This is a genomic window from Streptomyces sp. NPDC088254 (assembly GCF_044740925.1).
GTDB lineage: Bacteria > Actinomycetota > Actinomycetes > Streptomycetales > Streptomycetaceae > Streptomyces.
On sequence record NZ_JBIURQ010000001.1, the window covers coordinates 1189351 to 1214342 of the forward strand.

Annotated in this window: 24 protein-coding genes; 12 read left to right on the plus strand and 12 right to left on the minus strand. The window is 72.9% G+C overall.

Features of this window, described 5'->3' with window-relative positions; translation table 11 throughout:
* The first annotated feature begins 54 nt into the window (after nt 1-54).
* From glpK to ACIOC0_RS05150, 4 genes are all read left to right on the plus strand, one after another.
* A complete protein-coding gene (gene glpK, locus ACIOC0_RS05135; protein WP_402152571.1) occupies nt 55-1584 on the plus strand; it encodes a glycerol kinase GlpK in 1530 nt (509 codons plus the stop codon).
* Nucleotides 1585-1752: 168 nt separating this feature from the next.
* Nucleotides 1753-3498, plus strand: coding sequence for a VanW family protein (locus ACIOC0_RS05140; RefSeq protein WP_402152573.1), 1746 nt, complete (start codon nt 1753-1755; stop codon nt 3496-3498).
* Between the two features lie 52 nt (nt 3499-3550).
* Nucleotides 3551-4366, plus strand: coding sequence for a VOC family protein (locus ACIOC0_RS05145; RefSeq protein WP_402152575.1), 816 nt, complete (start codon nt 3551-3553; stop codon nt 4364-4366).
* Between the two features lie 137 nt (nt 4367-4503).
* Nucleotides 4504-4929 carry a hypothetical protein gene (locus ACIOC0_RS05150; protein ID WP_402152577.1) on the plus strand — a complete coding sequence of 142 codons (426 nt, stop codon included), beginning with the start codon at nt 4504-4506 and terminating at the stop codon, nt 4927-4929.
* A 21-nt stretch (nt 4930-4950) separates the two neighbouring features.
* Here ACIOC0_RS05150 and ACIOC0_RS05155 read toward each other — a convergent pair whose 3' ends face one another.
* The 4 genes from ACIOC0_RS05155 to ACIOC0_RS05170 form a co-directional block, all read right to left on the minus strand.
* The gene (locus ACIOC0_RS05155) at nt 4951-6558 is read right to left on the minus strand and encodes an alpha/beta fold hydrolase (protein ID WP_402152579.1); all 1608 of its coding nucleotides are present in this window, start codon (nt 6556-6558) and stop codon (nt 4951-4953) included.
* Between the two features lie 187 nt (nt 6559-6745).
* Nucleotides 6746-6880, minus strand: a complete 135-nt coding sequence (locus ACIOC0_RS05160) for a hypothetical protein (protein WP_402152581.1) — start codon at nt 6878-6880, stop codon at nt 6746-6748.
* Entirely contained in the window at nt 6877-7503 is a 627-nt protein-coding gene (locus ACIOC0_RS05165; RefSeq protein ID WP_402152583.1) for a VOC family protein, read from the minus strand. The genes ACIOC0_RS05160 and ACIOC0_RS05165 overlap by 4 nt, the downstream gene beginning before the upstream one ends.
* 10 nt (nt 7504-7513) lie before the next feature.
* On the minus strand, nt 7514-8122 hold the full coding sequence (locus ACIOC0_RS05170) for a YdeI family protein (protein ID WP_402152585.1): 609 nt from the start codon (nt 8120-8122) through the stop codon (nt 7514-7516).
* A gap of 72 nt (nt 8123-8194) precedes the next feature.
* Between ACIOC0_RS05170 and ACIOC0_RS05175 the strand changes: the two genes are divergently transcribed.
* The 3 genes from ACIOC0_RS05175 (at nt 8195) to ACIOC0_RS05185 (ending at nt 10948) form a co-directional block, all read left to right on the plus strand.
* Nucleotides 8195-8746 carry a YciI family protein gene (locus tag ACIOC0_RS05175; protein ID WP_402152587.1) on the plus strand — a complete coding sequence of 184 codons (552 nt, stop codon included), beginning with the start codon at nt 8195-8197 and terminating at the stop codon, nt 8744-8746.
* Nucleotides 8747-9006: 260 nt separating this feature from the next.
* Nucleotides 9007-9732, plus strand: coding sequence for an SDR family NAD(P)-dependent oxidoreductase (locus tag ACIOC0_RS05180; RefSeq protein ID WP_402152589.1), 726 nt, complete (start codon nt 9007-9009; stop codon nt 9730-9732).
* A gap of 91 nt (nt 9733-9823) precedes the next feature.
* Nucleotides 9824-10948 carry an AI-2E family transporter gene (locus ACIOC0_RS05185; protein ID WP_402152591.1) on the plus strand — a complete coding sequence of 375 codons (1125 nt, stop codon included), beginning with the start codon at nt 9824-9826 and terminating at the stop codon, nt 10946-10948.
* A gap of 25 nt (nt 10949-10973) precedes the next feature.
* On the opposite strand, the gene ACIOC0_RS05190 is transcribed toward ACIOC0_RS05185, so the two are convergent.
* Together ACIOC0_RS05190 and ACIOC0_RS05195 are read right to left on the minus strand one after the other, a co-directional pair.
* Entirely contained in the window at nt 10974-11795 is an 822-nt protein-coding gene (locus tag ACIOC0_RS05190; RefSeq protein ID WP_402152593.1) for a class F sortase, read from the minus strand.
* 116 nt (nt 11796-11911) lie between these two features.
* Entirely contained in the window at nt 11912-12400 is a 489-nt protein-coding gene (locus tag ACIOC0_RS05195) for a sortase (protein WP_402152595.1), read from the minus strand.
* 393 nt (nt 12401-12793) lie between these two features.
* On the opposite strand from ACIOC0_RS05195, the gene ACIOC0_RS05200 reads away from it, so the two are divergent.
* Complete coding sequence (locus tag ACIOC0_RS05200) at nt 12794-13435, plus strand: superoxide dismutase (RefSeq protein WP_402152597.1); 642 nt, start codon at nt 12794-12796, stop codon at nt 13433-13435.
* 92 nt (nt 13436-13527) lie between these two features.
* Here ACIOC0_RS05200 and cpt read toward each other — a convergent pair whose 3' ends face one another.
* The 4 genes from cpt to ACIOC0_RS05220 form a co-directional block, all read right to left on the minus strand.
* Entirely contained in the window at nt 13528-14049 is a 522-nt protein-coding gene (cpt, locus tag ACIOC0_RS05205) for a chloramphenicol phosphotransferase CPT (RefSeq protein ID WP_402153222.1), read from the minus strand.
* A 57-nt stretch (nt 14050-14106) separates the two neighbouring features.
* Nucleotides 14107-15207 carry a magnesium/cobalt transporter CorA gene (corA, locus tag ACIOC0_RS05210; protein WP_402152599.1) on the minus strand — a complete coding sequence of 367 codons (1101 nt, stop codon included), beginning with the start codon at nt 15205-15207 and terminating at the stop codon, nt 14107-14109.
* A 65-nt stretch (nt 15208-15272) separates the two neighbouring features.
* Nucleotides 15273-15572, minus strand: a complete 300-nt coding sequence (locus tag ACIOC0_RS05215) for an STAS domain-containing protein (RefSeq protein WP_402152601.1) — start codon at nt 15570-15572, stop codon at nt 15273-15275.
* Nucleotides 15572-19780 (minus strand): SpoIIE family protein phosphatase, encoded by a 4209-nt coding sequence (locus tag ACIOC0_RS05220; protein ID WP_402152603.1) that lies wholly within the window; start codon nt 19778-19780, stop codon nt 15572-15574. Before ACIOC0_RS05220 ends, ACIOC0_RS05215 begins: the two co-directional genes overlap by 1 nt.
* Nucleotides 19781-19957: 177 nt before the next feature.
* Here ACIOC0_RS05220 and ACIOC0_RS05225 point away from each other — a divergent pair, with 177 nt between their 5' ends.
* The 4 genes from ACIOC0_RS05225 (at nt 19958) to ACIOC0_RS05240 (ending at nt 23645) form a co-directional block, all read left to right on the plus strand.
* A complete protein-coding gene (locus ACIOC0_RS05225) occupies nt 19958-21274 on the plus strand; it encodes a PP2C family protein-serine/threonine phosphatase (RefSeq protein WP_402152605.1) in 1317 nt (438 codons plus the stop codon).
* Entirely contained in the window at nt 21271-21630 is a 360-nt protein-coding gene (locus ACIOC0_RS05230) for an STAS domain-containing protein (RefSeq protein WP_402152607.1), read from the plus strand. The genes ACIOC0_RS05225 and ACIOC0_RS05230 overlap by 4 nt, the downstream gene beginning before the upstream one ends.
* Before the next feature lie 99 nt (nt 21631-21729).
* Nucleotides 21730-22677 (plus strand): MEDS domain-containing protein, encoded by a 948-nt coding sequence (locus tag ACIOC0_RS05235; protein WP_402152609.1) that lies wholly within the window; start codon nt 21730-21732, stop codon nt 22675-22677.
* Entirely contained in the window at nt 22674-23645 is a 972-nt protein-coding gene (locus ACIOC0_RS05240) for an anti-sigma factor RsbA family regulatory protein (protein WP_402152611.1), read from the plus strand. Before ACIOC0_RS05235 ends, ACIOC0_RS05240 begins: the two co-directional genes overlap by 4 nt.
* Here ACIOC0_RS05240 and ACIOC0_RS05245 read toward each other — a convergent pair.
* Together ACIOC0_RS05245 and ACIOC0_RS05250 are read right to left on the minus strand one after the other, a co-directional pair.
* On the minus strand, nt 23638-24249 hold the full coding sequence (locus ACIOC0_RS05245; RefSeq protein ID WP_402152613.1) for a DUF2064 domain-containing protein: 612 nt from the start codon (nt 24247-24249) through the stop codon (nt 23638-23640). The two genes, ACIOC0_RS05240 and ACIOC0_RS05245, sit on opposite strands and share 8 nt — an antisense overlap.
* Nucleotides 24246-24959, minus strand: a complete 714-nt coding sequence (locus tag ACIOC0_RS05250; RefSeq protein ID WP_402152615.1) for a glycosyltransferase family 2 protein — start codon at nt 24957-24959, stop codon at nt 24246-24248. Before ACIOC0_RS05250 ends, ACIOC0_RS05245 begins: the two co-directional genes overlap by 4 nt.
* Nucleotides 24960-24992 lie beyond the last annotated feature (33 nt).

Sequence of the window (24992 nt, forward strand, 5' to 3'; positions counted from 1 at the left end):
CGCCGCCCGCCCGAGCACATCGGCACATCGGTACACGGGAAGGCAGACCCGATCATGGTTGCACGGTACGTAATGTCCATCGATCAGGGCACCAACTCCACCCGATGCATCCTGTTCGACCATCACGGCCGGCTGGTGACGGTCGCCCAGCGGGAGCACCAGCAGTACTTCCCGAGACCCGGATGGGTCGAGCACGACGCCGTCGAGATCTGGCGCAACCTCCAGCGTGTCGTGCCCGAGGCGCTCTCCGACGGAGGGATCGGCCCGGAGGAGGTCGCCGCCGTCGGCATCGCCAACCAGCGCGAGACGACCGTGCTGTGGGACCGGCGCACCGGCGCCCCGCTGGGCAGGGCCATCGTCTGGCAGGACACCCGTACCGGGCCGCTCGTCGAAGAACTCGGACGCCGGCCCGGCGACGAGTTCTTCCTCCAGCGCTGTGCCCTGCCGCCCTCCACGTACTTCTCGGCGCTTCGGATCCGCTGGCTCTTCGACCACGTCCCCGGCCTGGAGAAGCGGGCCGAGGACGGCGAGGTGCTGTTCGGCACGATGGAGACCTGGCTGATCTGGAACCTCACCGGGGGAGCGGACGGCGGACTGCACATCACCGACGCCACCAACGCCGGCCGCACCATGCTGATGAACATCCGCACGCTGACCTGGGACGAGGACCTCCTGTCCTTCTTCGGCGTGCCCCGCCCGATGCTGCCCGAGATCCGCTCCTCCGCCGAGAGCTACGGCGTGGCCCGCTCGGTCCTGCCCGGCATCCGCATCACGGCCGCCCTCGGCGACCAGCAGGCCGCCCTGTTCGGCCAGACCTGCTTCTCACCGGGCGAGGCGAAGTGCACGTACGGCACGGGCGGCTTCCTGCTCCTCAACACCGGCACCGAGGTCGTGCCCTCCCGGCACGGACTGCTGACCACCGTCGCGTACAAGATCGGGGACCAGCCGCAGGTCTACGCCCTGGAGGGCTCCATCGCCGTCACCGGCGCGCTCGTGCAGTGGTTCCGCGACCGCCTCGGACTGATCAACAGCGCACCGGAGATCGAGACCCTGGCCCGCTCGGTCGAGGACAACGGCGGCTGCTACATCGTCCCCGCCTTCTCCGGCCTGTTCGCCCCCCACTGGCGCAGCGACGCGCGCGGCGTCGTCGTCGGCCTGACCTCGTACATCACCAAGGGGCACTTGGCCCGGGCCGTGCTGGAGGCCACCGGCTGGCAGACCCGGGAGGTCGTCGACGCCATGAACGCCGACTTCCCCGTGGCGTTGCGGCAGCTCAAGGTGGACGGCGGCATGACGGCCGACAACCTCCTCATGCAGTTCGTGGCAGACGTGCTCGACGTCCCCGTGGTGCGGCCCATGGTCGCCGAGACGGTCTCGCTCGGCGCCGCCTACGCCGCAGGGCTCGCCGCCGGGTACTGGACGGACCTGGAGGTGCTGCGCCGCAACTGGCACCGCGCCGCCCAATGGCTGCCGGACATGGACCCCGGCCGACGGGAGGCGGAGTACGCCAACTGGCGGCGGGCCGTCGAGCGCGCGGTGGGCTGGATCCAGCCCACGGAGCACCCGCCCGGCCCCCAGACGTGACGAGATCCGCCACCTGCGTGATGCGCGACATACCGGCACATATAGCCATACGTGTTTTTCGACATACTCACTCATCACCCGTTTTGGGTAACTTGGGCTTCCTTGCCCGGTTGACGGCGTGCCGTGTCACCGGGTGCACCACCCGCCGATCGCCCCTCCTGGAGATTCATGCGCGCCCGAACCCCCGCCGTGCCGTCCCTCGCTCTGACGGGCGGTGCGCTGACCGTCGGCGTCGGGGCCCTGTACCTGACCGGCTCGCTGCTCACCGGCGGCCAGATCGAACCGGGCACGACCGTGCGCGGCGTCGACATCGGCGGCCTCAGCCGCACGGAGGCCGTAGCCAAGCTGGACCGGTACCTGACGGCCCTCGGCTCCCAGGAACTCACCGTCAAGGTCGGGGACCGCACCGCCGTCCTCGACCCGAAGCGGGCCGGGCTCTCCTTCGACGCCGAGAAGACCGTCGACCAGGCGGAAAGCACCGGCTCCGGCCCCCTCGACGCCGTCAGCGGCCTCTTCCGCAAGGGCGGCGCCGTCGAGCCCGTCGTACGCCTCGACGAGCCGCGTGCCCGCGCCGCGCTCGGCAACCTCGCGAAGGACCTCGACCAGAAGGTCCGCGACGGCGCCGTCTCCTTCGCCGGCGGCACGGTACGGCAGACCGCCCCGCGCGACGGCTACGCCCTGGACGTCGACGCCGCCGTGCCCGCCCTGCGCGCCTCCTTCCTGCGCGGCCGCCCGCACACCGTCACCGCCCTGCCCGTCCACGAAACCCGGCCCAAGGTCACCGCGGCCGAGGTACGGCGGGCGGTGCGCGACTTCGCGCGGCCGGCGATGTCCGCGCCCATCACCCTCGTCGCCGACGGCAGACGCTTCACCGTCCGCCCCACCGTCCTGGGCGAGCACCTCAGCATGCGGCCGGACGCCGCCGGCACCCTGCGACCGGAGCTGGACGTCGCGGGGCTGCGCGCCGCCCCCGCGGTGTCCCGCCCCCTGGCCCGCATCACCACCACCCCCCGCAACGCCGTACTGCGCCTCGACGGCGACCGGGTCGCCGTCGCCCGCGACGCCCGGACCGGCGTCCGCGTCACCGACAAGGCGCTCGGCAAGGCCGTACTGCCGCTGCTCACCGGGTCGGGGCCCGCCGCCCGCACCGGGGACGTCGCCGTACGCCGCACCCAGCCCGAGCTGACCCGCGAGAACGCCCCCCGGCTCGGCCTGACGGAGAAGATGTCCTCCTTCACCGTCCACTTCGAACGCGCCCCGTACCGCACCAAGAACATCGGCCGGGCCGCACAGCTCATCAACGGCTCCCTCGTCATGCCCGGCAAGACCTGGAGCTTCAACCGCACCGTCGGGGAGCGCACCGAGGCCAACGGCTTCGTCGAGGGCATCATGATCTTCGACAACCAGTTCGCCAAGGCACCCGGCGGCGGCGTCTCCTCCGTCGCCACGACCGTCTACAACGCGCTGTTCTTCGCCGGGGTCAAGCCCCTGGAGCACGGCGCCCACTCCTTCTACATCGAGCGCTACCCGGAGGGCCGCGAGGCGACGGTCGCCTGGGGCTCCCTCGACCTCAGGTTCGCCAACGACTCCGGCCACGCCGTCTACATCCAGGCGAAGGCCACCGACACCTCCATCACCGTCTCCTTCCTCGGCACCAGGAAGTACGACGAGATCAAGTCGGTCAAGGGACCGAGGACCGATGTGGTGCAGCCCGAGCACAAGGTGAGCACCGACAAGGAGTGCGTGCCGCAGACCCCGCTGGAGGGCTTCGACGTCACCGTCGACCGGGTCTTCTACCGGGACGGCAAGGTGGTGAAGCGGGAGCCCTTCCGCACCCACTACAACCCCCGCGACGAGATCACCTGTGAGCCCGAGCCCAGCGCCAGCCCCACGCCCACGGCCGACGCGCGATAACCGGGGCCTGATGTCAGGGTGGTGGTCCAGGACCTGCGAAAGGGGCACCGCCGTGATCACCACCGACCCCGCTCCCGGCTCACCCTGCTGGCTCGACCTCGGCGCTCCCGACGTCCGTGCCGCGGCCGCCTTCTACGGCGCGGTGCTCGGCTGGGAGTACCAGCCCATGGGCGACGGGGGCGAGGCGGGCGACGGCGAGTCCCCCGAAGGCGGAGTGCTCAAGAAGGACGGCAAGACCGTCGCCGGCCTCGGCACGCTCACCGAGGAGGGCGCACGCTCGGCGTGGATGCTCTACTTCGCGGTCGCCGACGCCGACGCCACGACCGAGGCCGTGCGGCGGGCCGGCGGCAGCGTCCGGGTGACTCCCCGGGACCTCGGCGAGTGGGGCCGGATGGCGCAGTACAGCGACCCGCTCGGCGGCCAGTTCGCCGCCTGGCAGCCGGGCGCCGACACCGGCTTCGAACTGGCCGACGCGCCAGGCTCGTTGTCCTGGACCGAGCTGTGCACCACCGACGCCCGGGCCGCCAAGGAGTTCTACGGCGCCGTCTTCGGATGGAGCTACAGCGACATGAACCTCCCGGGCGGCGGCGGCCCCTACCACCTCATCACCCCCGCCGGCCTCGCCGAGGACCGCATGCAGGGCGGCGTGATCGAGATCGGCGAGGAGGACCTCTCGCTGACGGGTGGACGACCGTACTGGCACCCGGTCTTCGCCGTCACCGACTGCGACGCGGCGGTCGCCGAGGTCACCCGCAACGGCGGCAGCGTGCGGATGGGCCCGCAGGACGCGGAGGGCGTCGGCCGGATCGCCGTCTGCCTCGACCCCTCGAACGCCGAGTTCGTGCTGCTCACCCCGTCCGAGAACTGAGCCCGCCCGCGCTGGGGCCCGTGCCCCGCGGCAACCTCTGGACTTGCTCAAGAAGGGCTTCAGGGGACCCTGCCGCGGGGCAAAGTCCCAGCAGTCGGCGTGAACCGGACGTCCGGCAGCCAGGGGGGAGAACGAACATGGTGACGGTGCTTGTCGTCGTGGGTGTGGTGCTGGTCGTGGCGGGAGTGATCACCTGGAGCGTACGGGCGACGGCGCGGGCCCTGTGGCGCGACGGGGAGGGGCTCGCCCGACGCCTGTCCGTGGACGCCGCGGCCCAGCGCGCCCGCAACGCTCACCATGCCCGTCGGCGCCGGTCGACGGCCGGCCCGGGGAGCGCGGCTCCGCTCGCGGGCGCCGACGACACGTCGTCCTGGTACGCGGCCACAGCGTCCTGCGACGACTCGGCGAACGGTTCCTCCTGCGGCGGCGGCTCGTCGTCCTGCGGGAACAACTCCTCTTCTTGTGAAGGTAGTTCGGGTTCTTCCTCCTGCGGCAGTTCGTCGTCGTGCGGGAGCTCGTCCTCGTGCGGCAGTTCGTCGTCCTGCGGCAGCAGTTCCTGCTGACGCCCGGGGGCTGCCGGCCCGTCACGCCGGCCGCTTGACCCCGCCCGCCGTGCCGCCCCCGCCGGTGGCGACGCCGCCCCGCGGTTCGGGTGCGGGGAACGGCGGCCGGCCGGGCTCGCAGGACGCTCCCGGCGGCGGGAGGACGCCCTCGACGAGATAGCGGCTCACGTGGTCCTGGACGCACTCACTGGGATTGAGCAGCGCGGTGTGCCCGTAGCCCCGGTGGGTGAGGAGCCGGGCGTCCGCCAGTTCCTCGGCCATCGCCCGCGCGTCCTCGTACGGGGTGGACGGGTCGTAGACCGTGCCGATCACCAGCACGGGCGGCGTCGGCTTGTTCCACGGGCCGAGATACCGGTCGGCGCCCTTCACCGGCCAGGTGGCGCACGGTTCCGCGGCCCACGTCCAGTAGCGCGCGGCGTCACCGTGGCGTGCGGCGGCGGTCTCCTCCGCCGCGTGAAAGACGCCGGGGTCACGCGGATTGGGGCTGTCGCCGCAGAACACGGCGGCTCCCTGCTCGTCGCCCGTGTACGGGACCGGGACCGGAGCGGGCGCGGCGGCAGAGGACGTTCGAGGCGCCCGCCCCAGCCACAACTGCTGCAGCCGGGCGGCCAGTTCCGTCCACCCGGGATGGACGCGGTACAGACTGTTCACCGTGTCCGCCACAGTCCGGGCGTAGGTCCACGCCCCCACCGGACGCTCCCTCAGCCGCCGCGTCAGCTCCGCGAACTTGTCCCGGGTGGCCCGCGGGCCGCCGGCCGAGAACGCGCAGCGCGCGACCGTCGTGGACCCGCACAGGGACAGGAACCGCTCCAGGGTCGCGGCCGCCGTACGGTCCGAGCCCATGCGCAGGAAGGTGGGGAGCCGGTCCTGCCCGGGCCGGTCGCCCTTCCACGCCGACGGCGCGATATTGCTGTCGAACACCAGGGCGCGCACGGTGTCCGGGAAGAGGTCGGCGTAGGTGGCGCCGAGGATCGTGCCGTAGGAGATACCGAGGTAGGTGAGGCGCGGCTCGCCCACCGCGCGGCGGAGCCAGTCGAGGTCGCGCGCGGTGTCGGCCGTCGAGACATGACGCAGCAGCTCCGGGTCACGCCGCTCGCAGGCCCGGCCCAACTCCCGGTAGGCGGCGATCCATTGGGCGCGCTCCCGCTCGCCCACCGGGAAGCCGGCCGGGCGGCTCGCGATCCACGCCTCGGACTCCTCAGGGCTCGCGAAGCAGTCGACCGCCGTGCTGTTGCCCACCCCTCGCGGGTCCCAGCTGACGATGTCGAACCGCTCGCGGACCTCACGCGGGAAGGTCGTGTAGTTCTGCGGCATCTGGACCGTCCCCGGCCCGCCGGGGCCACCGGGGTTGAAGAACAGCGTGCCGACGCGCCGCCCGGGGTCTGTCGCCTTCCGCTTCACCACGGCCAGCCGGATCGTCCGCCCGCCGGGGTCCGTCCAGTCCAGGGGCACGGTCGCCGTGGCGCAGTCGTACCGCCCGTCCTTCGGGCACGGCTTCCACTCCAACGAGGGGTCTCTGCCCGCGGCGGAGAGAGGGGACGCGCTCAATGCCGTCGAGCAGACCAGCGCCACGGCGACGACCGCGGCCCACCTCCGTCGACGGCCGTCTATCGGACCGGTGCCACGCATGCCACGTCCTTTCACGGCCGGTCGCGCCGACGCCGCCGGCCGGCCACGGCTGGAAGCCCGCACCGCCCGGACGCGACCCATCGGCACGCATCCCTGACCACCTGACCGCACCCACCCACAGCCCGCGAGCCGACCGCACCCGAACGGGCACCACTCCCGCCGACGGGCGGCGGCCCCGCGAACCGGGTCAGCCGGTGGCCGGCGCGACGTGGAACTCGTTGCCGCCCGCGTCGAGGAACTCGCCGAGTTCGCCGTCGCGCCGGGTGACCTCCGGGCGCAGCCTGTTGCGTCCCGTCTTCGGCGCCGCGGGCGGACCCATCACCAGCGCGACCGGGTCGGTCGGCTCCCGGCGCAGCCGCACGCCCCAGGCCTCGTGTTCGACCTCGTGCCAGTCGGACTCGGCCCGCCAGAAGGCCGTCTGCGCGTCGCGGTCCTCCTCGGCCACGTCGAGGCAGACCGCCACGAGGCCGGAGCCGACGAGCACGCCGGGGTGACCGGGACGGAGCACACAGAACTCGTGCCCTCCGGGTCGGCCAGAACGTCCCACGGGACGTCCCCTTGACCGATGTCGACCCGCGTCGCACCGAGCGTGAGCAGCCGTGCCACCTCGGCCTCCCAGTCGGGCCCACCGGCCAGATCGAGGTGAAGCCGGTTCCATGTCGCCTTCCCGGCCGCCACCCCCGCCGCGGCCGCCGCGCGCTCCGCCTCGGCGATCATCCCGCCGTCCGGATCCACGCCGACGACCTCGCCGAACCGGTGCGCCAGGCGCAGGGCGAGCGTCGGCCCGCACCCCACGTCCACAAGACGACCCCGCCCGTCCAGTCCCAGCGCCTCGGTCAGGACGTCCACCAGACCGGGGGCGTACGGCAGCCGCCCCCGCGCGTAGTGGACCGCCGAACCCGAGAACAGCGTCTCGTCCCACTCCCACCCGTCCACCACGCCCATCACTCCGTCGCTATGGGTGCAGCTTCTCGCCCTTCGCCAGCATCTCCACGTACTTCTCGATCCGGCGTGCCCGGGTCTCGGCCCTCTTGGCGTCCTGGATCCGGTACAGGATCGCGTAGCGGTTCTGGCGGTCCAGTGTCTCGAAGAACTGGGCCGCGGCCGGGTCGGCGGCCAGGGCGGCCCTGAGGTCGTCCGGCACGGTGGCGGTCTTCGCGCCTTCGTAGGCCGCCTCCCAGCGGCCGTCCGCCTTGGCGCGGTCGACCTGCGCCTGCCCCGGCGGCCGCATCCGACCCTGCTCGATCAGGGCTTCAGCCTTGTCCCGGTTGATCCTGGACCACTTGCTGCGTGGCGTGCGCGGGGTGAACCGCTGGAGCCACCACTCGTCGTCGAACTTGGCCTTCCGGCCGTCGATCCAGCCGTAGCAGAGCGCCTCGTCGAGCGCCTGGGCGTAGTCCAGCGCGACGATTCCGGCGCCCTTCTTGCGCAGCTTGAGCCAGATGCCGGGCGAGACGGCATGGTTCTCGCCGAGCCAGGCCCGGAACGCCTCGGCGGATTCGAACGCGACGGTCTCCAAGTCCTGAGTCACCCCAGCAGCGAACCACACCCAGTCGGCCGTCATGAGGCTTTAGGACAGTCGGAGATCCGGGAAATCCGCTCGACCGGCTCACCTCGTGGACGAGATCCTCGGGGCATGGAGTTCCTCTGCTACCACCGAGACCGCCCCGGCTCCCTGCCGCTGCGCGACGAACTGCTGGAAGCGCACTGGTCCTACATGGACCGGTACGCGAAGGAGATGATCGCCCGGGGCCCGACCCTCGCCGACGACGGTGACACGCCCACCGGAAGTGTGCACATCGTCGATCTGCCCGATGCCGCCGCCGCCCGCGCGTTCGCCTTCGACGAACCCAACTACCAGGCCGGTGTCTACCGTGATGTGCTGCTGCGGCGGTGGCGCAACCTGCTGGGGCGCACCATGTGGGACTTTCCCGGGGGGCGCAGCGGTGGCGATCGGTTTCTGGTGCTCGGCCTCGGCGCGGGCGAGGCTGTCGACCTCGCCGTGCCGGTCGGGCAGGACGAGCTGATCGCGTACGGGCCGCTGCTGTCCGACGACGGCGCCGCCTGGCTGGGCACGGCCGCGTTGGTCCGGGCGCCGGACCCGGGCAGGGCCCGCGCCGTCCTGACCCCGGACCGGTACGCCGACGTCGAGGTGCACCACTGGCAGTTCGGCGGACGCCCGTCCTAGGGCACGACAAATCCCCGCCGTCCGCCCGCAGAGCAGGCGGGTATTTGTCAGACACGCCCTACTAGCCGAGCCTCAGCGGTACTGACGGACCGGCCGGGGTGCGGCGACTTGCGGGTCTGTGTGGTGCGGGCGCATGTTGTGGTTGATCGGCCCAGGTCAACAGCGAGCAGGACCGCCCGCCCCGCAGCCGCTGAACCGCAAGGAGGCACTCCCATGGGAGGAACAGTCGCGCACGGCGCGAGACGAGAGGCGGTGCGACCGTGAGCCGGATCCTGGTGACCGGTTCCGCGGACGGCCTGGGCCGTGCCGCAGCCGACGCGCTGCTGTCCGAAGGCCACGAGGTGGTCGTGCACGCCCGCAACGAGCGGCGCGCGGCGGACCTCGCCGAACTGGCCGACCGCGGGGCGCACCTCGTCGTCGGCGACTTCGCGGACCGGGACGCCGTACGCGGCGTCGCCGCCGAACTGGCCGACGCCGAACCCCTCGACGCGGTCGTCCACAACGCCGGCGTGTGGAGCGGCCCGGCGGTCATGCCGGTCAACATCGTCGCCCCCTACCTGCTCACGGCCCTGCTGCCCGGCCCGCGCCGGCTGGTGTACCTGAGCAGCGGCTCGCACTTCGGCGGGCGCCCCTCGCTCACCGGAGTCGACTGGCGGGGCGTGAGCGCGGGATCGTACGCCGACAGCAAGCTGTTCGTCACGACGCTCGCCGCGGCGGTCGCCCGTCTGCGGCCCGCGGTGCTGAGCAACGCCGTCGACCCGGGCTGGGTCCCCACCAAGATGGGCGGGCCCGGCGCACCGGACGACCTGGAGCTCGGCCACCGCACGCAGGTGTGGCTCGCCGCCGGCGACGCTCCCGAGGCCCTGACGAGCGGCGGGTACTGGTACCACCGCGAGCGGCAGGAGCCGCACCGGGCGGTCCACGACGAGGCGTTCCAGGACCGCCTCCTGTACGCCCTGGCCGAGGAGACCGGCACGGAGCTCTGAGCGGCCCTCGCACGACGGACGTCCGGCGCGCGGCCCTTCGGGCGAATCACGCGCCCGGCCGGCGACGCCCCGGGCGGCCGGTGGTACGTGCATGAGGATGTCCTCACACTCCGATCCGCCCGTGCCGCCGACCGGGCGCACAGGCGGTGGCACCGGCGGATCGGGCGTCGCCCAGCCCCGGGTGCCGGGCCTGCTGCGCCTCGCCGCCGCCTACGCCTGGCGCCTCATCGCCGTCGGCGTCGTCGTGCAGGCGGTCTTCTCCGTGCTGGGGCAGTTCCACCGCATCACCGTCGCCGTCTTCCTCGGACTCGTCGTCACCGCCGTCCTGCGCCCCGTGGCCGACCTCCTCGCCCGCCTCCTGCCCCGCCCGCTCGCCGTCGCCGTCGCGCTCGTCGCCGGCACCGCCCTCGTCCTCGGCGTGCTGGCCCTCGTCGGTGAAACGGTCGCGGGACAACGGGCCGGGCTGGAGGAGGAGTTCGTCTCCGGTATCGACCGGATCGAACACCGGCTGGAGCGGCCGCCGTTCCGGCTCGCCCCGGGCGCGCTCGACGACGTCCAGTCCCGCCTCGGCAAACTGCTGTCGAGCCACCGCTCCACCGTCATCAGCACGGCGCTCAGCGGGGCGAGCCGGCTCCTCGAAGTGCTGACGGTGCTGGCCCTCGCCGTCTTCTGCGCGGTCTTCTTCACCCACTCCGGCGACCGGCAGTGGCGCTGGTTCTGCGCCCAGCTCCCCTCCGCCGGCCGCGAGCGGGTCTCGGTCGCGGGCGGAGCCGCGTGGCGGACCTTCACCGGCTACACCCACGGCATCCTGCTGGTGGCCGCCACCAACGCGGTGCTGGTGGGCATCGCCCTGGCCGCGCTGCGCGTGCCGCTCGCCGTGCCGCTGGCGCTGCTGGAGTTCTTCGCCGCCTTCATCCCGCTGATCGGCTCCCCGATCGCGCTCGCGGTCGCCGCCGTGGTCGCGCTGGCGTCCAAGGGCGTGCTGACCGCCGTGCTGGTCGTCGTGCTCATCGTGGTGATCGGGCAGATCGAGGGGCATGTGCTGCACCCCGTGGTGATGAGCTGGGCGGTCCGGCTGCACCCGGTGGTGGTGGCGTTGTCGGTCGTGGGCGGAGCGGTGGCGGCGGGCGTGGTCGGCGCGGTCGTCGCCGTCCCGCTGGTCGCCGTGGCATGGTCCGTCCTGCAGGCACTGCGGGAGCTCCGGGCGGATCCGTAGACCCGCAGACCCGGTCCGCCTCGGCCTACCTCACCGCCGTGAGCGTCGCATAGACCACGACGTTGCCCTGGTAGCCGGTGGTCGCCGCGTAGCCGCCGCCGCAGGTGATGACCCGCAGTTCGGGGCGGCCGGAGCTGCCGTAGACCTTGTCGCTGGGGAACCTGCGCTTGTCGTACACCTCCACCGCGTCGACGGTGAAGACGGCCGTACGCCGGTCCGCCCGGTCGACCTCGACGGTGTTGCCCTTGGACAGCGCGCCGAGCGCGTAGAAGACGCCGCGTCTTCCTCCGGGCAGGTCCACGTGCCCCGCGGTGACGGCGGTCCCGGCGGAACCGGGCGCGGTCCCGTCGGCGTACCAGCCGGCGAGGTCGGGGCGGTCGCCCGGCGGGGGGCGCAGCGCTCCGGACGCGTCGAGGCCCAGCTCCGACAGCGGGGCGTCCACGCCGATGGAGGGGATTCGCAGGCGGAGCGGCGCCGCGCGGGGCAACGGCCGGACTCCGGAACGCGCGGCGGGCGAACCGCCGCCCGACGCGGAGCCCGGCGACCCTGCCGGGCCGGGGGACCCTGCCGGGCCGGGGGACCCTGCCGGGCCGTGTGACCCCGCCACGCCGTGAGACCCCGGCGGGCCGGCCGGCCCCGGCGATCCCGGTGACGTCGGAGGTCCGGTCGTCCCCGCCGGGCCCGCCGGGGCCGGGAAGGCCTGACCCGGCGACGGCTGCGGCGGCGGATCACCCGCGTGCAGCGCGCCCGTGACCAGCAGGACACCGCTCAGGAGCGTCCAGGTCAGCAGCTTGGCCGAAGGGGTGTACGTCGGCGGGGTGGGGTGGGAGTCATGCCCGGGTGCCATCGCGGAGGGGCCTCTTGCTTGCGGCGGGCGGGAATCGGGAGGGGGAGCGGGCTTCGTTCCCGCACGGGCCCCGGCGCCGAGCCGGTGCCGGGGCCCGTGCTGCGGTGCCCCTACGGTCAGATCCGGCCCGCGTTGGAGCGGCGACGCGCCCTCACCGTCCACCCGGCGGCAGCGGCGGCGACCAGCGCCCCGCCCAGGGCGAGCTGACCGGTCGACCCCTGCGCGTCCCCGAACCCCGCCTCCACCGCGCCGTCGGGCCGGCGGGCCGAGAGGTCGTAGGTGTCCGTGATCTTGACCCGCGGGGGGCACTTGATGGTGACGGTGTCACTGTCGGAAGACGTGCCCTCGGGCACCGTGAACTCCCCGGTGAGCACACCCTTGCTCTCGCCCTCGAACATGTGGAACGACCCCGCCACCTCCGACTCGCCCTTGCCGTAGGTCACGTCCTCGCCGCAGGCCTTGGTGCTGACCGTGACCGTGGAGCCGGACGAGCCGCTGCGCGAGCGGATGTCGAGCCCCGAGTCGTCGGCGGCGGCGACGGGCATCTGCAGAGCCAGGGCACCGACGACCAGGCCGATACCAACGCCAAAGTGTGTCTTACGCAAGGGAACCCTCCAGTGAAGCAGCGTCCGGCCTGTCTGGCGGCGCCTCTGTTGTACGCCACTGACGAGGCAACAGACCCCCCGTCGACTCCGCAACATGACGCATCACCGGGCTCGTCACCCGCCCAGACCCACGAGCCTCCCGCGCACGGCCGTTCGCGCAGCTCAACGAAACGACGCCCGCCGCGACGGACGCTCCGTCAGAAGTCGGCGAACAGCCTAACGACGCCCACCGGAAGGTGACCGCGCCCGCTCGGCGACGGGACGTCAGGAGACCGGCCGGGCGTTCCGGTGGCGGCGCCGGAGTCCTGGGTCCAAAGTCTGATCGGCAGCTACTTGCTTCTACTGTTAACGTGCAGCTGCATAACATTCGCAACAAGTCGAAAGGCATTGCACATGCCGCTTTACACGCTTCCGGAGCTTCCGTACGACTACGCGGCGCTCGCCCCCGTGATCAGCCCGGAGATCATCGAGCTGCACCACGACAAGCACCACGCGGCGTACGTGAAGGGCGCGAACGACACCCTGGAGCAGCTCGCCGAGGCGCGGGACAAGGAATCGTGGGGGTCGATCAACGGCCTGGAGAAGAACCTGGCCTTTCACCTCTCCGGGCACATCCTGCACTCGATCTACTGGCACAACATGACCGGCGACGGCGGCGGCGAGCCGCTGGACAAGGACGGCGTGGGCGAACTGGCGGACGCCATCGCCGAGTCCTTCGGCTCGTTCGCGGGCTTCAAGGCGCAGCTGACCAAGGCGTCGGCGACCACGCAGGGCTCAGGATGGGGTGTCCTGGCCTACGAGCCGCTCAGCGGGCGCCTGATCGTCGAGCAGGTCTACGACCACCAGGGCAACGTCGGTCAGGGCTCCACCCCGATCCTGGTCTTCGACGCCTGGGAGCATGCCTTCTACCTCCAGTACAGGAACCAGAAGGTCGACTTCATCGAGGCCATGTGGGCCGTCGTCAACTGGCAGGACGTGGCCCGCCGTTACGCCGCCGCGAAGGAGAGGGGCGACACCCTGCTGCTCGCGCCGTGACGGCGTAACCCCCCGGTGCGTCCCGCTCGGGGACGTCATGGCGAAAGGCTCCCGGGACACATCGTCCCGGGAGCCCTTCGCGCGACCCCCGGTCAGCTCACGCGGGCCGCGACGGCTCGCGCACACACGAGGGACTCGGTGTGGGTGGTGTCCACTTCCAGGTCGTAGCGCACGCCCACATGCACCGCCTCGGCCTGCTGCGCCGCCATCCCCTCGGGACGGTCACCCCGTGCGACCTCACGCCCCGCGGCGACCGTGCTCTCGCAGCGCACGCCGACCCACAGCACGTCCAGGCCGTCCAGCGCCTCCTCCCACCGCCGCTGGGACGCCGCCTGGCCGAGGAACACGTCGTCGACGATGATCCTCGCGCCGGCCCGGGCCATCGCCGCGACGCCCTGCGCCCAGGCCGTGTCCAGCGCCCGGAACTCCGCCCCGACGCTCACCCCGCCGTCGGCCTCGAACACGATCCCCTCGTCCGACGCCCGCATCCGCGCCGGCAGCGCGTCCACGAACGTGTCACACCCCAATGCCAGCCAGGGCTCGGCCAACACGGCCTGCAGGCACCGCACGATGCCCGACTTCCCTGAACTGGAACCCCCGTTGACCACGATCACCTGAGTCACCGCACCACCCTGACCGCCCCCTCGCCACGACTCACGGCAGCGGCCGCCTCACAGCCACCCGTTGCGTTTGAAGCCCCGGTGGATGACGTAGCAGGCCACGGCGATGACGGTCAGGGCCAGAGGGTAGCCGAAGCGCCAGTGGAGTTCCGGCATGTGGTCGAAGTTCATGCCGTAGACGCCGCACACCATGGTGGGGACGGCGATGATCGCGGCCCAGGCGGTGATCTTGCGCATGTCCTCGTTCTGGGCCACGGTCACCTGCGCCAGATGGGCCTGGAGGATGGAGTCCAGCAGGGCGTCGTAGGCGGTGATCTGCTCGGTGACGCGGGTGAGATGGTCGGCGACGTCCCGGAAGTACGCCTGTATCTCCTTGTCGACGCATGAGCGCGGCTCGGTGGCGAGCCGGTCGAGAGGGCGCGCGAGGGGAACCACGGCACGCCTCAACTCCAGCAACTCCCGCTTGAGTTGGTAGATGCGGCCGGCGTCGGCGTTGCGCGGGCTGTGCGGGGAGAAGACGTCCGTCTCGACCTGGTCGATGTCGCTCTGCACCGAGTCGGCGACCGAGACGTAGTCGTCGACGACATGGTCGGCGAGGGCGTGCAGCACCGCGGAGGGGCCCTTGGCCAACTGCTCGGGCTGCGCCTCGAGATCCTCGCGCACGGGCCCCAGCGAGCCGTGTCGGCCATGGCGGACGGTGACCACGAAGTCGGGCCCGGTGAACACCATCAGCTCACCGGTGTCGACGACCTCGCTGGTCGCGGTCAGCTCGGCATGCTCGACGTACGTGACGGTCTTGAACACGGCGAACAGCACCTCCCCGTACTGCTCGACCTTGGGCCGCTGATGCGCGTGGACAGCGTCCTCGACGGCCAGCGGGTGCAGCCCGAACAGCTCCGCCACCCCCGCGAACTCCTCCGCCCCGGGCTCGTGCAGCCCCAGCCACACGAACCCGCCCCGGTGCTTGCGGGCCTGCCGTACGGCCTCCTCCACCGAGTCCGTGCCCGGCCGCCGCACCCCGTCGCGGTAGACGACGCAGTTGACGACCGTCGAGCCGAGCGGGGAGCGGGCCGGATGGCTGAGATCCACGCGCCGACGACGGCTGCGCCGCGCCAGGTCCGCGACTTTGCGCAGGTTGCCGACCATGGACATGCGGATCCTCCCTCACCGGACCGACGGATTCGGACAGTGTGCCAGGCCGGCGGGGCGCGAGTCGTTCAGCCGGCCCCGAGACCGTGGACGGTGACCAGTTCGGTGAGCCCGGAGATGGTCAGCACCGGCGCCAGCAGCGGCGTGGCGACCAGCTCGACGCGGTCGGTGTGCCGGAACAGCACGCTCAGGCCCGCGCTGTCGAGATACCCGACGGCGGTGAGGTCGACGACGACGACGGGTCCGTCGACGGAGGCGATGGCCTTGTCCAGCTCCCCGGCGTTGCTCATGTCGATCTCGCCGACGACCGTCAGCACGGCGGCGCCGTCGGGCCGCCGGCCGGGGATCAGGGTGAGCGAAGTGGTCATCAGGCAATCCTCGTATGCATGTTCACGGTGGTGCCGCCGGTGCTCGAGGTGATGGTGACCTGCTGCATGAGAGCGCGCATCAGGGCCACTCCGCGGCCGCGGTGAGTGTTGAGTTCGGGCTGGGGCGTCTTCCACCGGCCGGTGTCGGCGACGGTCAGACACAGGTCGTCGACGAGGGCCTCGGCACGCAGGCGGACCGGGTCGCCCGGAGCGTGCCGGTGCCCGTGCTCGATGGCGTTGGCGCACGCCTCTCCGGCGGCCACCAGGATGTTCTGCACGGTGTCCGGCGGCAGCTCGCACCGGTCGAGCCAGCTGCGCAACGCCTTGCGAACCGGCGCCAGTTGCGTCGACTCCGCCGGGAAGGCCATCTCCAGCGGCGCCGGATGCCGGTAGAGCAGCAGGGCCACGTCGTCGTCGTAGCCGCCGCTCGGCGCGAGCCGCGCCATGACCTCGGTGGCGAGTTCGTCGACCGCCACGTCACGGCCCGCCTGGACGGCCTCACCGGCCTGGTCGATGCCCGCGGTCAGCGGGCGGCGCCGGCGCTCCACCAGACCGTCGGTGTAGAGCAGCAGGGTGGCACGGCCCGGCACCGTGCACGCCCCCTCCGGCCGCGCCCGGCCGGGCCGCACGCCCAGCGGCACCGAACGGCCCTCGTCCAACAGGCGTGTCACGCCGTCGGGTTGGGCGAGGATGCCCGGCGGGTGCCCGGCGCTGGAGTAGGTGAGGTGACCCGACTCCGGGTCGAGGACGCCGCAGAACACGGTGGTGCACATCGCGCCGGGCAGGCCGGCGGCGAAGTGGTCCAGCGCCATCAGGGTCTGGGCCGGACCCGCCTCCTGGAGCAGCAGGGCACGGCACGCGCTGCGCAACTGCCCCATCACGGTGGCCGCTTCGAGGCCGCGCCCGACGCAGTCGCCCACCACGATGCCGATCCGCCCGTCCGGGAGCCGCACGGTGTCGTACCAGTCACCACCCACCTCCAGAGGGCGGGTGGCGGGCTCGTAGCGGACGGCGAACCCCTCGGGCAGATGGGACGGGCCGAGGATGGAGCGCTGCAGCGCGAGAGCCGTCTCCCGCTGCTGGTCGATCTGGTGGGCGCGGGCGAGACCCTGGGCGAGCTGGCCCGCGAGCAGGGACAGCAGCAGCTGGTCCTCGTCGCTGAAGGGGCGGTGCTGCCCGAAGTCGAGCCACAGCACCATCGAACCCTCGGGGTGGCCGATGGCCACGGCGGCGCCGGCGCCGTCGTCGACGGGCGTGAGGAGGGGCTGTCCGAGCCAGCCGGTGAGCTTGTCCCGGCGCTCGGCGGGCAGGTCCTCCCAGCTCAGCCCGGCCTCGGTGGCCGTCACGGAGGGCGGTCCGTCGGGCGTGGAGACGACGGCCAGCACCGTCTCGGCGTGCCACAGCTGCCTCAGTTCGGCCAGCGCCCCCGACAGCGTGTCCGCCAGGTTCGTCGCCTGCGTCATCCGCAGGCCCAGTGCGGCCTGCGCGCTCTTGCGCTGGATCGCGTAGTGCTCGGCGGTGACGTCACGGAAGGTTCCGACGACGACCCGGCGACCGGTGTCCGGATCGGCCGCCCGGCTGAACATCGCGTTCGCCCACAGCCGGCGCCCGTCGCGGTGGACGACGGGAACGGTGCAGGAGCCCTTCCGGTCGCCGAGCAGCCGCCCGAAGGCGTCGGCGACCTGGCGGTGCGCCTCGGGGTCGGTGTCCGGGTCGGGCCACCAGGGGTGCATCGGCCGGTAGGGCAGGCCCTCGGGGCCGAAGCCGAGGATGTCGGTGAAGGCGGTGTTGATCTCGATGACGGCGCCGTCCTCGTCGCAGACGAAGAACGCCTCCTGGAGGGAGTCGACCAGCGCGGTGCGCCAGCGGGCCTGGTGGTTGCGCAGCCGGGCCAGCTCGACGTTGGCCCGCACCCGGGCCAGCAGTTCGGCCGCGGCGAACGGCTTGACGAGATAGTCGTCGGCGCCCGCGTGGAGCCCCTCGATGGACGCCTCCTGCCCGGCGCGCGCCGACAGCAGCAGCACCGGCACCGACGCGGTGCGCGGATCGGTGCGCAGCGCCCCCACCAGCCCGAGACCGTCGAGGCAGGGCATCATGACATCGCTGACGACCAGATCGGGCGCGTCGCCGCGGACGGCCTCCAGAGCCGCCAGACCGTCGTTCACCGCGTCCACCCGGTAGCCCGCGCCGTGCAGCAGCCGGGTGAGGTACTCCCGCATGTCGGCGTTGTCGTCGGCGACCAGCACCCGCGCCGGGACGGCGGGACCGCCGGCGACGCCCGGAACGCCGGCCGAGGCCTGCTCGGCGTCCGTGTCACCGGACCCGCCCGGCAGCCAGCGCAGCGCCTCCTGGAGATACGGGTCGGCGGCAGATCCGACGCCGGTGTCCTGGGCGGGCACCAGGGCGTCGGCGGGCAGATGGTCCGCGCCGAACGGCAGCCGGACGGTGAAGCAGGTGCCCTCGTCCTCGACGCTGTCGGCGGTGATGGCCCCGCCGTGCAGCCCGACCAGCTCCTTCACCAGGGCCAGCCCGATACCGCTGCCCTCGTTGGAGCGGGCGCGGGCGTTCTCGATGCGGTGGAACCGCTCGAACAGCCGGGGCGCCTCCGAGGCGGGCACCCCGATGCCGGTGTCGGCGACCGCGACGACCGCGCACCCCTCCTCGGCGCCCACCGTGACACGGATCGACCCCTCGAAGGTGAACTTCAGCGCGTTGCTGAGGAGGTTGAGGACCACCTTCTCCCACATGCCACGGTCGATGAACACCTCCTCGGGCAGCGGACGGCAGTCGATGTGGAAACCCAGGCCCGCCTTGTCGACGGCCGAGCGGAAGACACTCGCCAACTCGGCGGTGACCGCGGCCAGATCCACCGGCTCGTAGCGGGCCTGCGTCCGGCCGGCCTCGATGCGGGAGAAGTCCAGCAGGGAGTTCACCAGCTTGCCCAGCCGCAGCCCGTTGCGGTGGATGACCTCCAGCTCCTCGCGCACCTGGCCGTCGGCGTCCGCCAGGCGGGTGCGCAGTTCCTCCAGCGGCCCCATGATCAGCGTGAGCGGGGTGCGGAACTCATGGCTGATGTTGGAGAAGAAGGCGGTCTTGGCCCGGTCCAGCTCCGCGAGCTCCTCGGCCCGCCGCTGCTGCGCCTCGTAGCTGCGGGCGCTGGCGATGCCCCCGGCGAGATGTCCGGCGACCAGGTCGACCCAGCCGCGGTAGCCGTCCTCCAGGACCCGGTACCGGTTCAGCCCTGCCACCAGGAACCCGTAGGGCGCGCTGCCCTGTTGCAGTAGCGGAACCACCAGCGCCTGCGTCGGCGGCTCGGGCCACGCCCCGGACGGCAGCTCCGCGAACGCCGCGCCGTCCAGCGGCACGAGGGCCGACTCGCCGCGCGTCAGCGGCTCGACGGGCCACGGGCGGTCGGCGGCGTCGGCCATGTCGCCCGCGTCGTCGCCGGCCGCCGGGATCGACGCGGGCGCGGCCCGGTGCCCGGCGGGCAACCCGCTGACGCTCGCCAGCCGGGCCGAGCCGTCCGGCTGGAACAGATAGGTCAGCGTGAACGGCAGGTCGTACGGATTGCGGCTCAACTGCCGGCCGGCGAAGGCCAGCACCTCCTGCTCGGTGCGCACCACGCTGGGGTCGGAGCCCAGGTCGCGCAGGGTCGCCATCCGCCGCTCACCGATGACGCGCTCGGTGTCCTCGCTGACCACGCACAGCATGCCGACGACCGTGCCGTCGTCGTCGCGCAACGGGCTGTAGGAGAAGGTGTGGTACGTCTCCTCCGGGTAGCCGGATCGCTCCAGGAACAGCAGCAGCCCCTCGTCCCAGGTCGCCTCTCCCGTCGCGATCACGGTGTCGATCCGCGGGCCGATGTCGTCCCAGATCTCCGCCCACACCTCCCGCGCCGGCCGGCCCAGCGCCCACGGGTACTTGCGGCCCAGCGTGTCGCGCCGGTAGGCGGAGTTGCAGAAGAACGTCAGCTCCGGGCCCCACGCCATCCACATCGAGAACCGGGACGGCAGCAGGATGTTCACCGCCGTGCGCAGACTCTGCGGCCACATGGCCGGCGGGCCCAGCGGGGTCGCCTGCCAGTCCACCCGGGCCAGATCGCGGCCGACCCCCGCCTCGGCGGCGAACAGGCCGATCCCCGCCGTGGACACGTCGGCCTCGACGGCCGCCCCAGACGGCTCATGCCCGGCGTCCTGCGAACGCGCCACTGACACCCCTTCGCTCGGCCGCCGACCTCACGGACACGCCGTGCGCCTCGCGGCAGCCCCGCGGAACCGGCCCGCCCGCGCTGACAGCTTCGTAGGATAAGCCAGTCGTAGCCGGGCACCAGGCCACGGGTGGTATCAAGACCGGAGAACCGAAAAGAGCGGCGGGGGCGGAAGAAGATGACGACGAGACCCGCGCAGGCGTCCCCGCAGGAAGCGGCCGACGAGAAGGCCCGCATGGCCGCCGTCCGCCGCTACCGGATACTCGACACGCCCCCGGACGGCACCTTCGACCGGATCGCCGCCCTCGCCGCCCGCATCTTCGACGCGCCGATGGCCACCGTGGCGATCGTGGACGCCGACCGGGTCTGGTTCAAGGCCGCCCACGGTCTGAGCGGCCTCACCGAGATCAGCCGCGACCCGGGGCTGAGCGCCTCCGCTTTCCTGCACGGCGAGCCCTGTGTGATCACCGACGCCCGCGCCCTCGCCGACTCCCTCCTCCACGGCGGCCTCGGCATCCGCTTCTACGCGGCGGCCCCCATCACCACCGCCGACGGCGAACACCTCGGCACGGTCAACGTCCTCGACACCCGGCCCCGCCGGCCCACCGACGCCCAGCTCGACGCCCTGCGGGACCTCGCCGACCTCGTCATCGACGAACTGGAGCTGAGGCTGGCGGCCATCCGCACGGTCGCCGCCGAACGCGAGCGGCGCACCGAGGCGGAACGACTCGCCCGCACCCTCCAGCGCACCCTGCTGCCGCCCACGCTGCCCGACGTCCCCGGGCTGCACGCGGCGGCCGCCTACCACACCGCCTCCCCTCAGGAGGTGGGCGGCGACTTCTACGACCTCTTCCCCCTGGACGACGGCCGGTGGGCGTTCTTCCTCGGCGACGTGTGCGGCAAGGGAGCGGACGCCGCCGCCCTGACCTCGCTGACCCGCTACACGCTGCGCGCCGCCGCGATCTACGACCCCGACCCGTGCGCCGCCCTCGCCAACCTCGACACCGTCCTCAAGGGCGAACAGCAGGGCAGCCGTCCCCGCTACTGCACCGCCGTGTTCGGGGTGCTCCAGCGGCTGCCCGACGGCTCCTTCACCGTCACCCTCGCCGGCGGCGGCCACCCCTCGGCCCTCGCGGTCCGGGCGGACGGGACCGTGGAGGCGATCTCCACCGCCGGCGGCCAGCTCATCGGCATGCTGCCCGATCCCCGCTTCGTGCGGACCACCACCCGGCTGCACCCGGGAGACAGCCTCCTGCTGTACACCGACGGCCTCACCGAGGCGCGCACCGCAGACGGCGCCATGCTCGGCGAGGAGGGACTCGTCCGCCATCTCACGTCCGCGGCCGCCCACACCGGCGACCGCCCGGCCGACGGCCTGCTCGGCTCCGTCGAGGCGCTGCTGCACCGCCTCGGCGACGGCGTCAGCGACGACACCGCCCTGCTCGCCCTGTCCGTACCCGCTCACCCCGACACCCGCATCCAGGAGAACCGGTGACCGAATCCGACCTTCCGCTGACCGTCACCTCGCGGCACGACGACCCGGGGCCCTTCATCCTCCAGGTGAGCGGCGAACTCGACCACCACACCGCCCCGCTGCTCACCCGGGCCGTCAAGGACGCGCCGTTCGACGCCAGCGGCGTGGTCATCGACCTGTCCGGGCTGACCTACTGCGACTCCACCGGCATCACCGTCCTCGTCACCGCCTACCACCGCTCGGAGGCCACCGGCTCCCCGCTCAGCCTCGCCGGCGCCAACCCCGACCAGATGCGCGTCTTCCGCGTCGTCGGCCTCGACCAGGTCTTCACCTTCCACGCCACCGTCGAGGAGGCCGCGGCCTCGCTGAGTCGCTGACGGCAGCCGCCCGGCCGCCGTACCGGCATGTCGCCGCACTGGCTAGAGTGGGACCGCGCGTAACCGGCTCGGCCCACCGCGAACAACGGTGAGAGCGGCTTGAGTTCGACATCGCCGACAGCGTCGGCAGGGGAGGGGCTGAGGGCCGAGGTGATCACGTACGAGGGCAAGGAACGCCGGGTCCAGGACATGGACCACGGTGATCACCTGTGTCTGGCGTTCGCCGACGACGGCGAACAGCGGCGCGTGACGACGGCCTTCCTGTCCGAGGGGCTGCGACGGGGCGAGCGGGTCATGTACTTCGCCGACCGGACCCGCCCCGAGGACGTCCTCGGCTGGCTGTCCGCCTCCGGCACCGACCCGCGCCCCGCCCTGGACGCGGGCCGGCTCGTCGTGACCACCGCGGACGACAGTTATCTGTCGGCGGGCCCGTTCGATCCCGACGGCATGGTGGCCGCACTCCGCGAGGAGGTCGCTGACTCGCTGGCCGCAGGCTGCACCGGTTTCCGGGTGAGCGGTGAGATGGGCTGGGCCCTGCGCGACGTCCCCGGGGCCGGCCGGCTCCACGAGTACGAGACCAAGGTCAACCAGGTCTTCTCCGGGCACCGGGCCTCCGCCGTCTGCCAGTACGACGCCCGGCGCTTCCCCGCCGACCGGCTGGACGTCTTCCAGCGCTGCCACGCCGCGGTCGTCGAGTGCGAGCCGCTGCACAGCGACAGCACCCTGCGGCTGATCCCCACCTTTCAGCAGGGGCGGCGCGCCCTGCGCGTCGTGGGCAGCGTCGACCACCGCAACACCCACAACCTCGCGGCCGCCCTGGACGCCACGCTGGCCTGGCCGGGAGACGTCCGCGTCGACATGCGGGAACTGGAGTTCATCGACCTCGCCGGGGTGCGCGCCCTGGCCCGCGCCGCCGCCCGGCTGGAAGACGGCCGGCGGCTGAACGTCGTGGAACTCGCGCCCCTGCTGTGCCAGGTGATCAACGTGGTCGGCTTCGAGGAGGCCACCCCGGCCCTGGTCGTCGCCGCCCGGGAGGCCGCAGAATGACCGCCGCCCTCACCGACAGCGCGCTGCCCTCCCCGGGCGGCGAACTCACCCATCAAGGGCTGTTCTACGCGGGTGGCGAGGAGTTCCTCGCCACCACCGTCCCCTTCTGCCGCGAGGGACTCACGCGGGACGACGCCATACTCGCGGTCACCACGCCGGTCAACATCGACCTGCTGCGCCGGGCGCTGGGCAAGGCGTCGCAGCGGATCGAGTTCGCCGACGCCGCCGACTGGTACCGGACGCCCGGCAGCACCCTCGGCGCCTACCACCGATGGGTCGACCGGCGCACGGCCGGCGCGCCGGACCGGCATGTACGCCTCATCGGCGAGCCGGTCTGGCACGGCAAGGACGCCCTGGAGACCGCCGAGTGGACGCGCTACGAGTCCGCGGTCAACGTCGCCTTCGCCGGCTGCGCGGCCTCGATCATCTGCCCCTACGACACCCGCGCCCTGCCCGACGGCGTCCTCGCCGACGCCCGGCGCACACACCCCGAGGTCGCGGTGGACGGCGCCGGCCGCCCCAGTGAGCGCTACGCGGAGCCGACGGCGGGCGACACCTGGCGCCGGCCGCTCGCGCCCCTCGTCGCCGAGGGAGAGGAAGCGGTCATGCGCTTCGGAGCCGACCTGTCACCGGTGCGCACGGCGGTCGCCGAGGCCGCGACCGCCCTGGGGCTCTCCGGTGAGCGCGCGCAACGCCTGGTGTTCGCGGTCAACGAGGTCGCCACCAACGCCGTCCAGCACGGCTCGGGCGACGGGCGTGTGATCGTCCGCCGCGCGGGCGGGCGCGTGGTCTGCGACGTCACCAGCACCGGCCGCAACAAGGCCGACTGGTACCTCGGCTACCTCCCGCCCGACCCGCATCAGCGGTCCGGCCACGGCATGTGGGTGGTACGGCAGCTGTGCGACCTCCTCGAGGTCCACACCGACCACGACAGCACGACGGTACGCCTCCACATGAGCCTCACCTGAGGACCGTCAGCCGGGCGAGCAGCGCGGCGAAGGCGCCGTGCGGCGCCGCCGCTGCGACCGCCTCGGCGTCGGCGGCCGTGTCCACGTCCCGCAGGCGCGGCATGTCCCTCACCCGCAGCCCGGCCGCCGCCAGCCGGCCGCGCTGCACCGCTCCGGTGGCGGCGGTCGACATGGGAACCCCGCGCAGCAGGTCCGGATCGGGGTCCGCGAGCCCGAGCGCCCAGAAGCCGCCGTCCTCGGCGGGCCCGAAACACGCGTCGCAGTCGGCGAAGTCCTCGGCGAGCAGGTCCGGCGTCACCTGCGGGGTGTCCATCCCGATCAGCAGGGCCGGGCCGTCGCATCCCGCGAACGCGGCCGCGAGACGCTCGTCCAGGCCGCCCGCGCACTGGGGCACGACCTCGAAGCCGGGCGGCAGCCAGGGCCCCGGAGTCCCGTCCAGGACGAGGACCCGCCGGGTCGCCGGAGCGGCCGCCACCGCCGCGAGGGTGTCGGTGAGCGCCGCCTCGGCGAGAGCCGCTGCTTCCTCGGGACTGAACGGCGGGGTGAGGCGGGTCTTCACCCGCCCCGGCAGTGGCTCCTTGGCGATGACGAGCAGAGTGGTCATCGAGGGCTTCCTTCCTGTACGGCGTGGGCGGGCGCTGCCGGTTCGGCGAGCACCCGGCTCATGTCGCGGACGGCCTGCCAGGTGCCGCGCCAGGTGCCGGTCACCTTGGAAACCCCGGTCCGGGGCAGATACGGCACGTCGCGCTCGGCGATCCGCCAGCCCTCGTCGGCGGCCCGCACCACCATCTGGAGCGGGTAGCCGCTGCGCCGGTCGGTGAGCCCGAGTTCCAGCAGCGCTTCGCGGCGGGCGGCCCGCAGCGGACCGAGGTCGTGCAGGCGCAGGCCGGTGCGCCGGCGCAGCAGCCGCGCCAGCACCAGGTTGCCCACGCGTGCGTGGACCGGCCAGGCACCCCGGGCCCGCGGCCGCCGGCGCCCGAGCACCAGGTCGGCGTCGCCGGACCGTACCGCCTCGACGAAGGGCAGGAGGGACGTCGGGTCGAGCGAGGCGTCGCAGTCGCAGAAGCAGACGATGTCGGCGGTGGCCGAGACGAGGCCCGCGTGGCAGGCCGCGCCGAAGCCGCGACGCGGTTCGTCGACGACGGTCGCGCCGAGGCCGCGGGCGATGTCCGCGGAGCCGTCGGTGGAGCCGTTGTCCACGACGACGGCCCGCCACCCGGGCGGGATCCGGGACAGCACCCAGGGCAGGGCCTCCGCCTCGTTCAGGCAGGGCAGGACGACGTCGACGAGCGGTGCTCGGGAAGGGTTGGTCACGTCACTCACCCTACGGAGACAAAGGGCGCGAAT

Bases quoted from the DNA above. Each gene is read 5' to 3' on its own strand.
- glpK (WP_402152571.1), top strand. From the start codon at position 55: ATGGTTGCACGGTACGTAATGTCCATCGATCAGGGCACCAACTCCACC.
- ACIOC0_RS05140 (WP_402152573.1), top strand. From the start codon at position 1,753: ATGCGCGCCCGAACCCCCGCCGTGCCGTCCCTCGCTCTGACGGGCGGT.
- ACIOC0_RS05150 (WP_402152577.1), top strand. From the start codon at position 4,504: ATGGTGACGGTGCTTGTCGTCGTGGGTGTGGTGCTGGTCGTGGCGGGA.
- ACIOC0_RS05155 (WP_402152579.1), bottom strand. From the start codon at position 6,558: ATGCGTGGCACCGGTCCGATAGACGGCCGTCGACGGAGGTGGGCCGCG.
- ACIOC0_RS05165 (WP_402152583.1), bottom strand. From the start codon at position 7,503: ATGGGCGTGGTGGACGGGTGGGAGTGGGACGAGACGCTGTTCTCGGGT.
- ACIOC0_RS05170 (WP_402152585.1), bottom strand. From the start codon at position 8,122: ATGACGGCCGACTGGGTGTGGTTCGCTGCTGGGGTGACTCAGGACTTG.
- ACIOC0_RS05175 (WP_402152587.1), top strand. From the start codon at position 8,195: ATGGAGTTCCTCTGCTACCACCGAGACCGCCCCGGCTCCCTGCCGCTG.
- ACIOC0_RS05185 (WP_402152591.1), top strand. From the start codon at position 9,824: ATGAGGATGTCCTCACACTCCGATCCGCCCGTGCCGCCGACCGGGCGC.
- ACIOC0_RS05190 (WP_402152593.1), bottom strand. From the start codon at position 11,795: ATGGCACCCGGGCATGACTCCCACCCCACCCCGCCGACGTACACCCCT.
- ACIOC0_RS05200 (WP_402152597.1), top strand. From the start codon at position 12,794: ATGCCGCTTTACACGCTTCCGGAGCTTCCGTACGACTACGCGGCGCTC.
- corA (WP_402152599.1), bottom strand. From the start codon at position 15,207: ATGTCCATGGTCGGCAACCTGCGCAAAGTCGCGGACCTGGCGCGGCGC.
- ACIOC0_RS05215 (WP_402152601.1), bottom strand. From the start codon at position 15,572: ATGACCACTTCGCTCACCCTGATCCCCGGCCGGCGGCCCGACGGCGCC.
- ACIOC0_RS05225 (WP_402152605.1), top strand. From the start codon at position 19,958: ATGACGACGAGACCCGCGCAGGCGTCCCCGCAGGAAGCGGCCGACGAG.
- ACIOC0_RS05240 (WP_402152611.1), top strand. From the start codon at position 22,674: ATGACCGCCGCCCTCACCGACAGCGCGCTGCCCTCCCCGGGCGGCGAA.
- ACIOC0_RS05245 (WP_402152613.1), bottom strand. From the start codon at position 24,249: ATGACCACTCTGCTCGTCATCGCCAAGGAGCCACTGCCGGGGCGGGTG.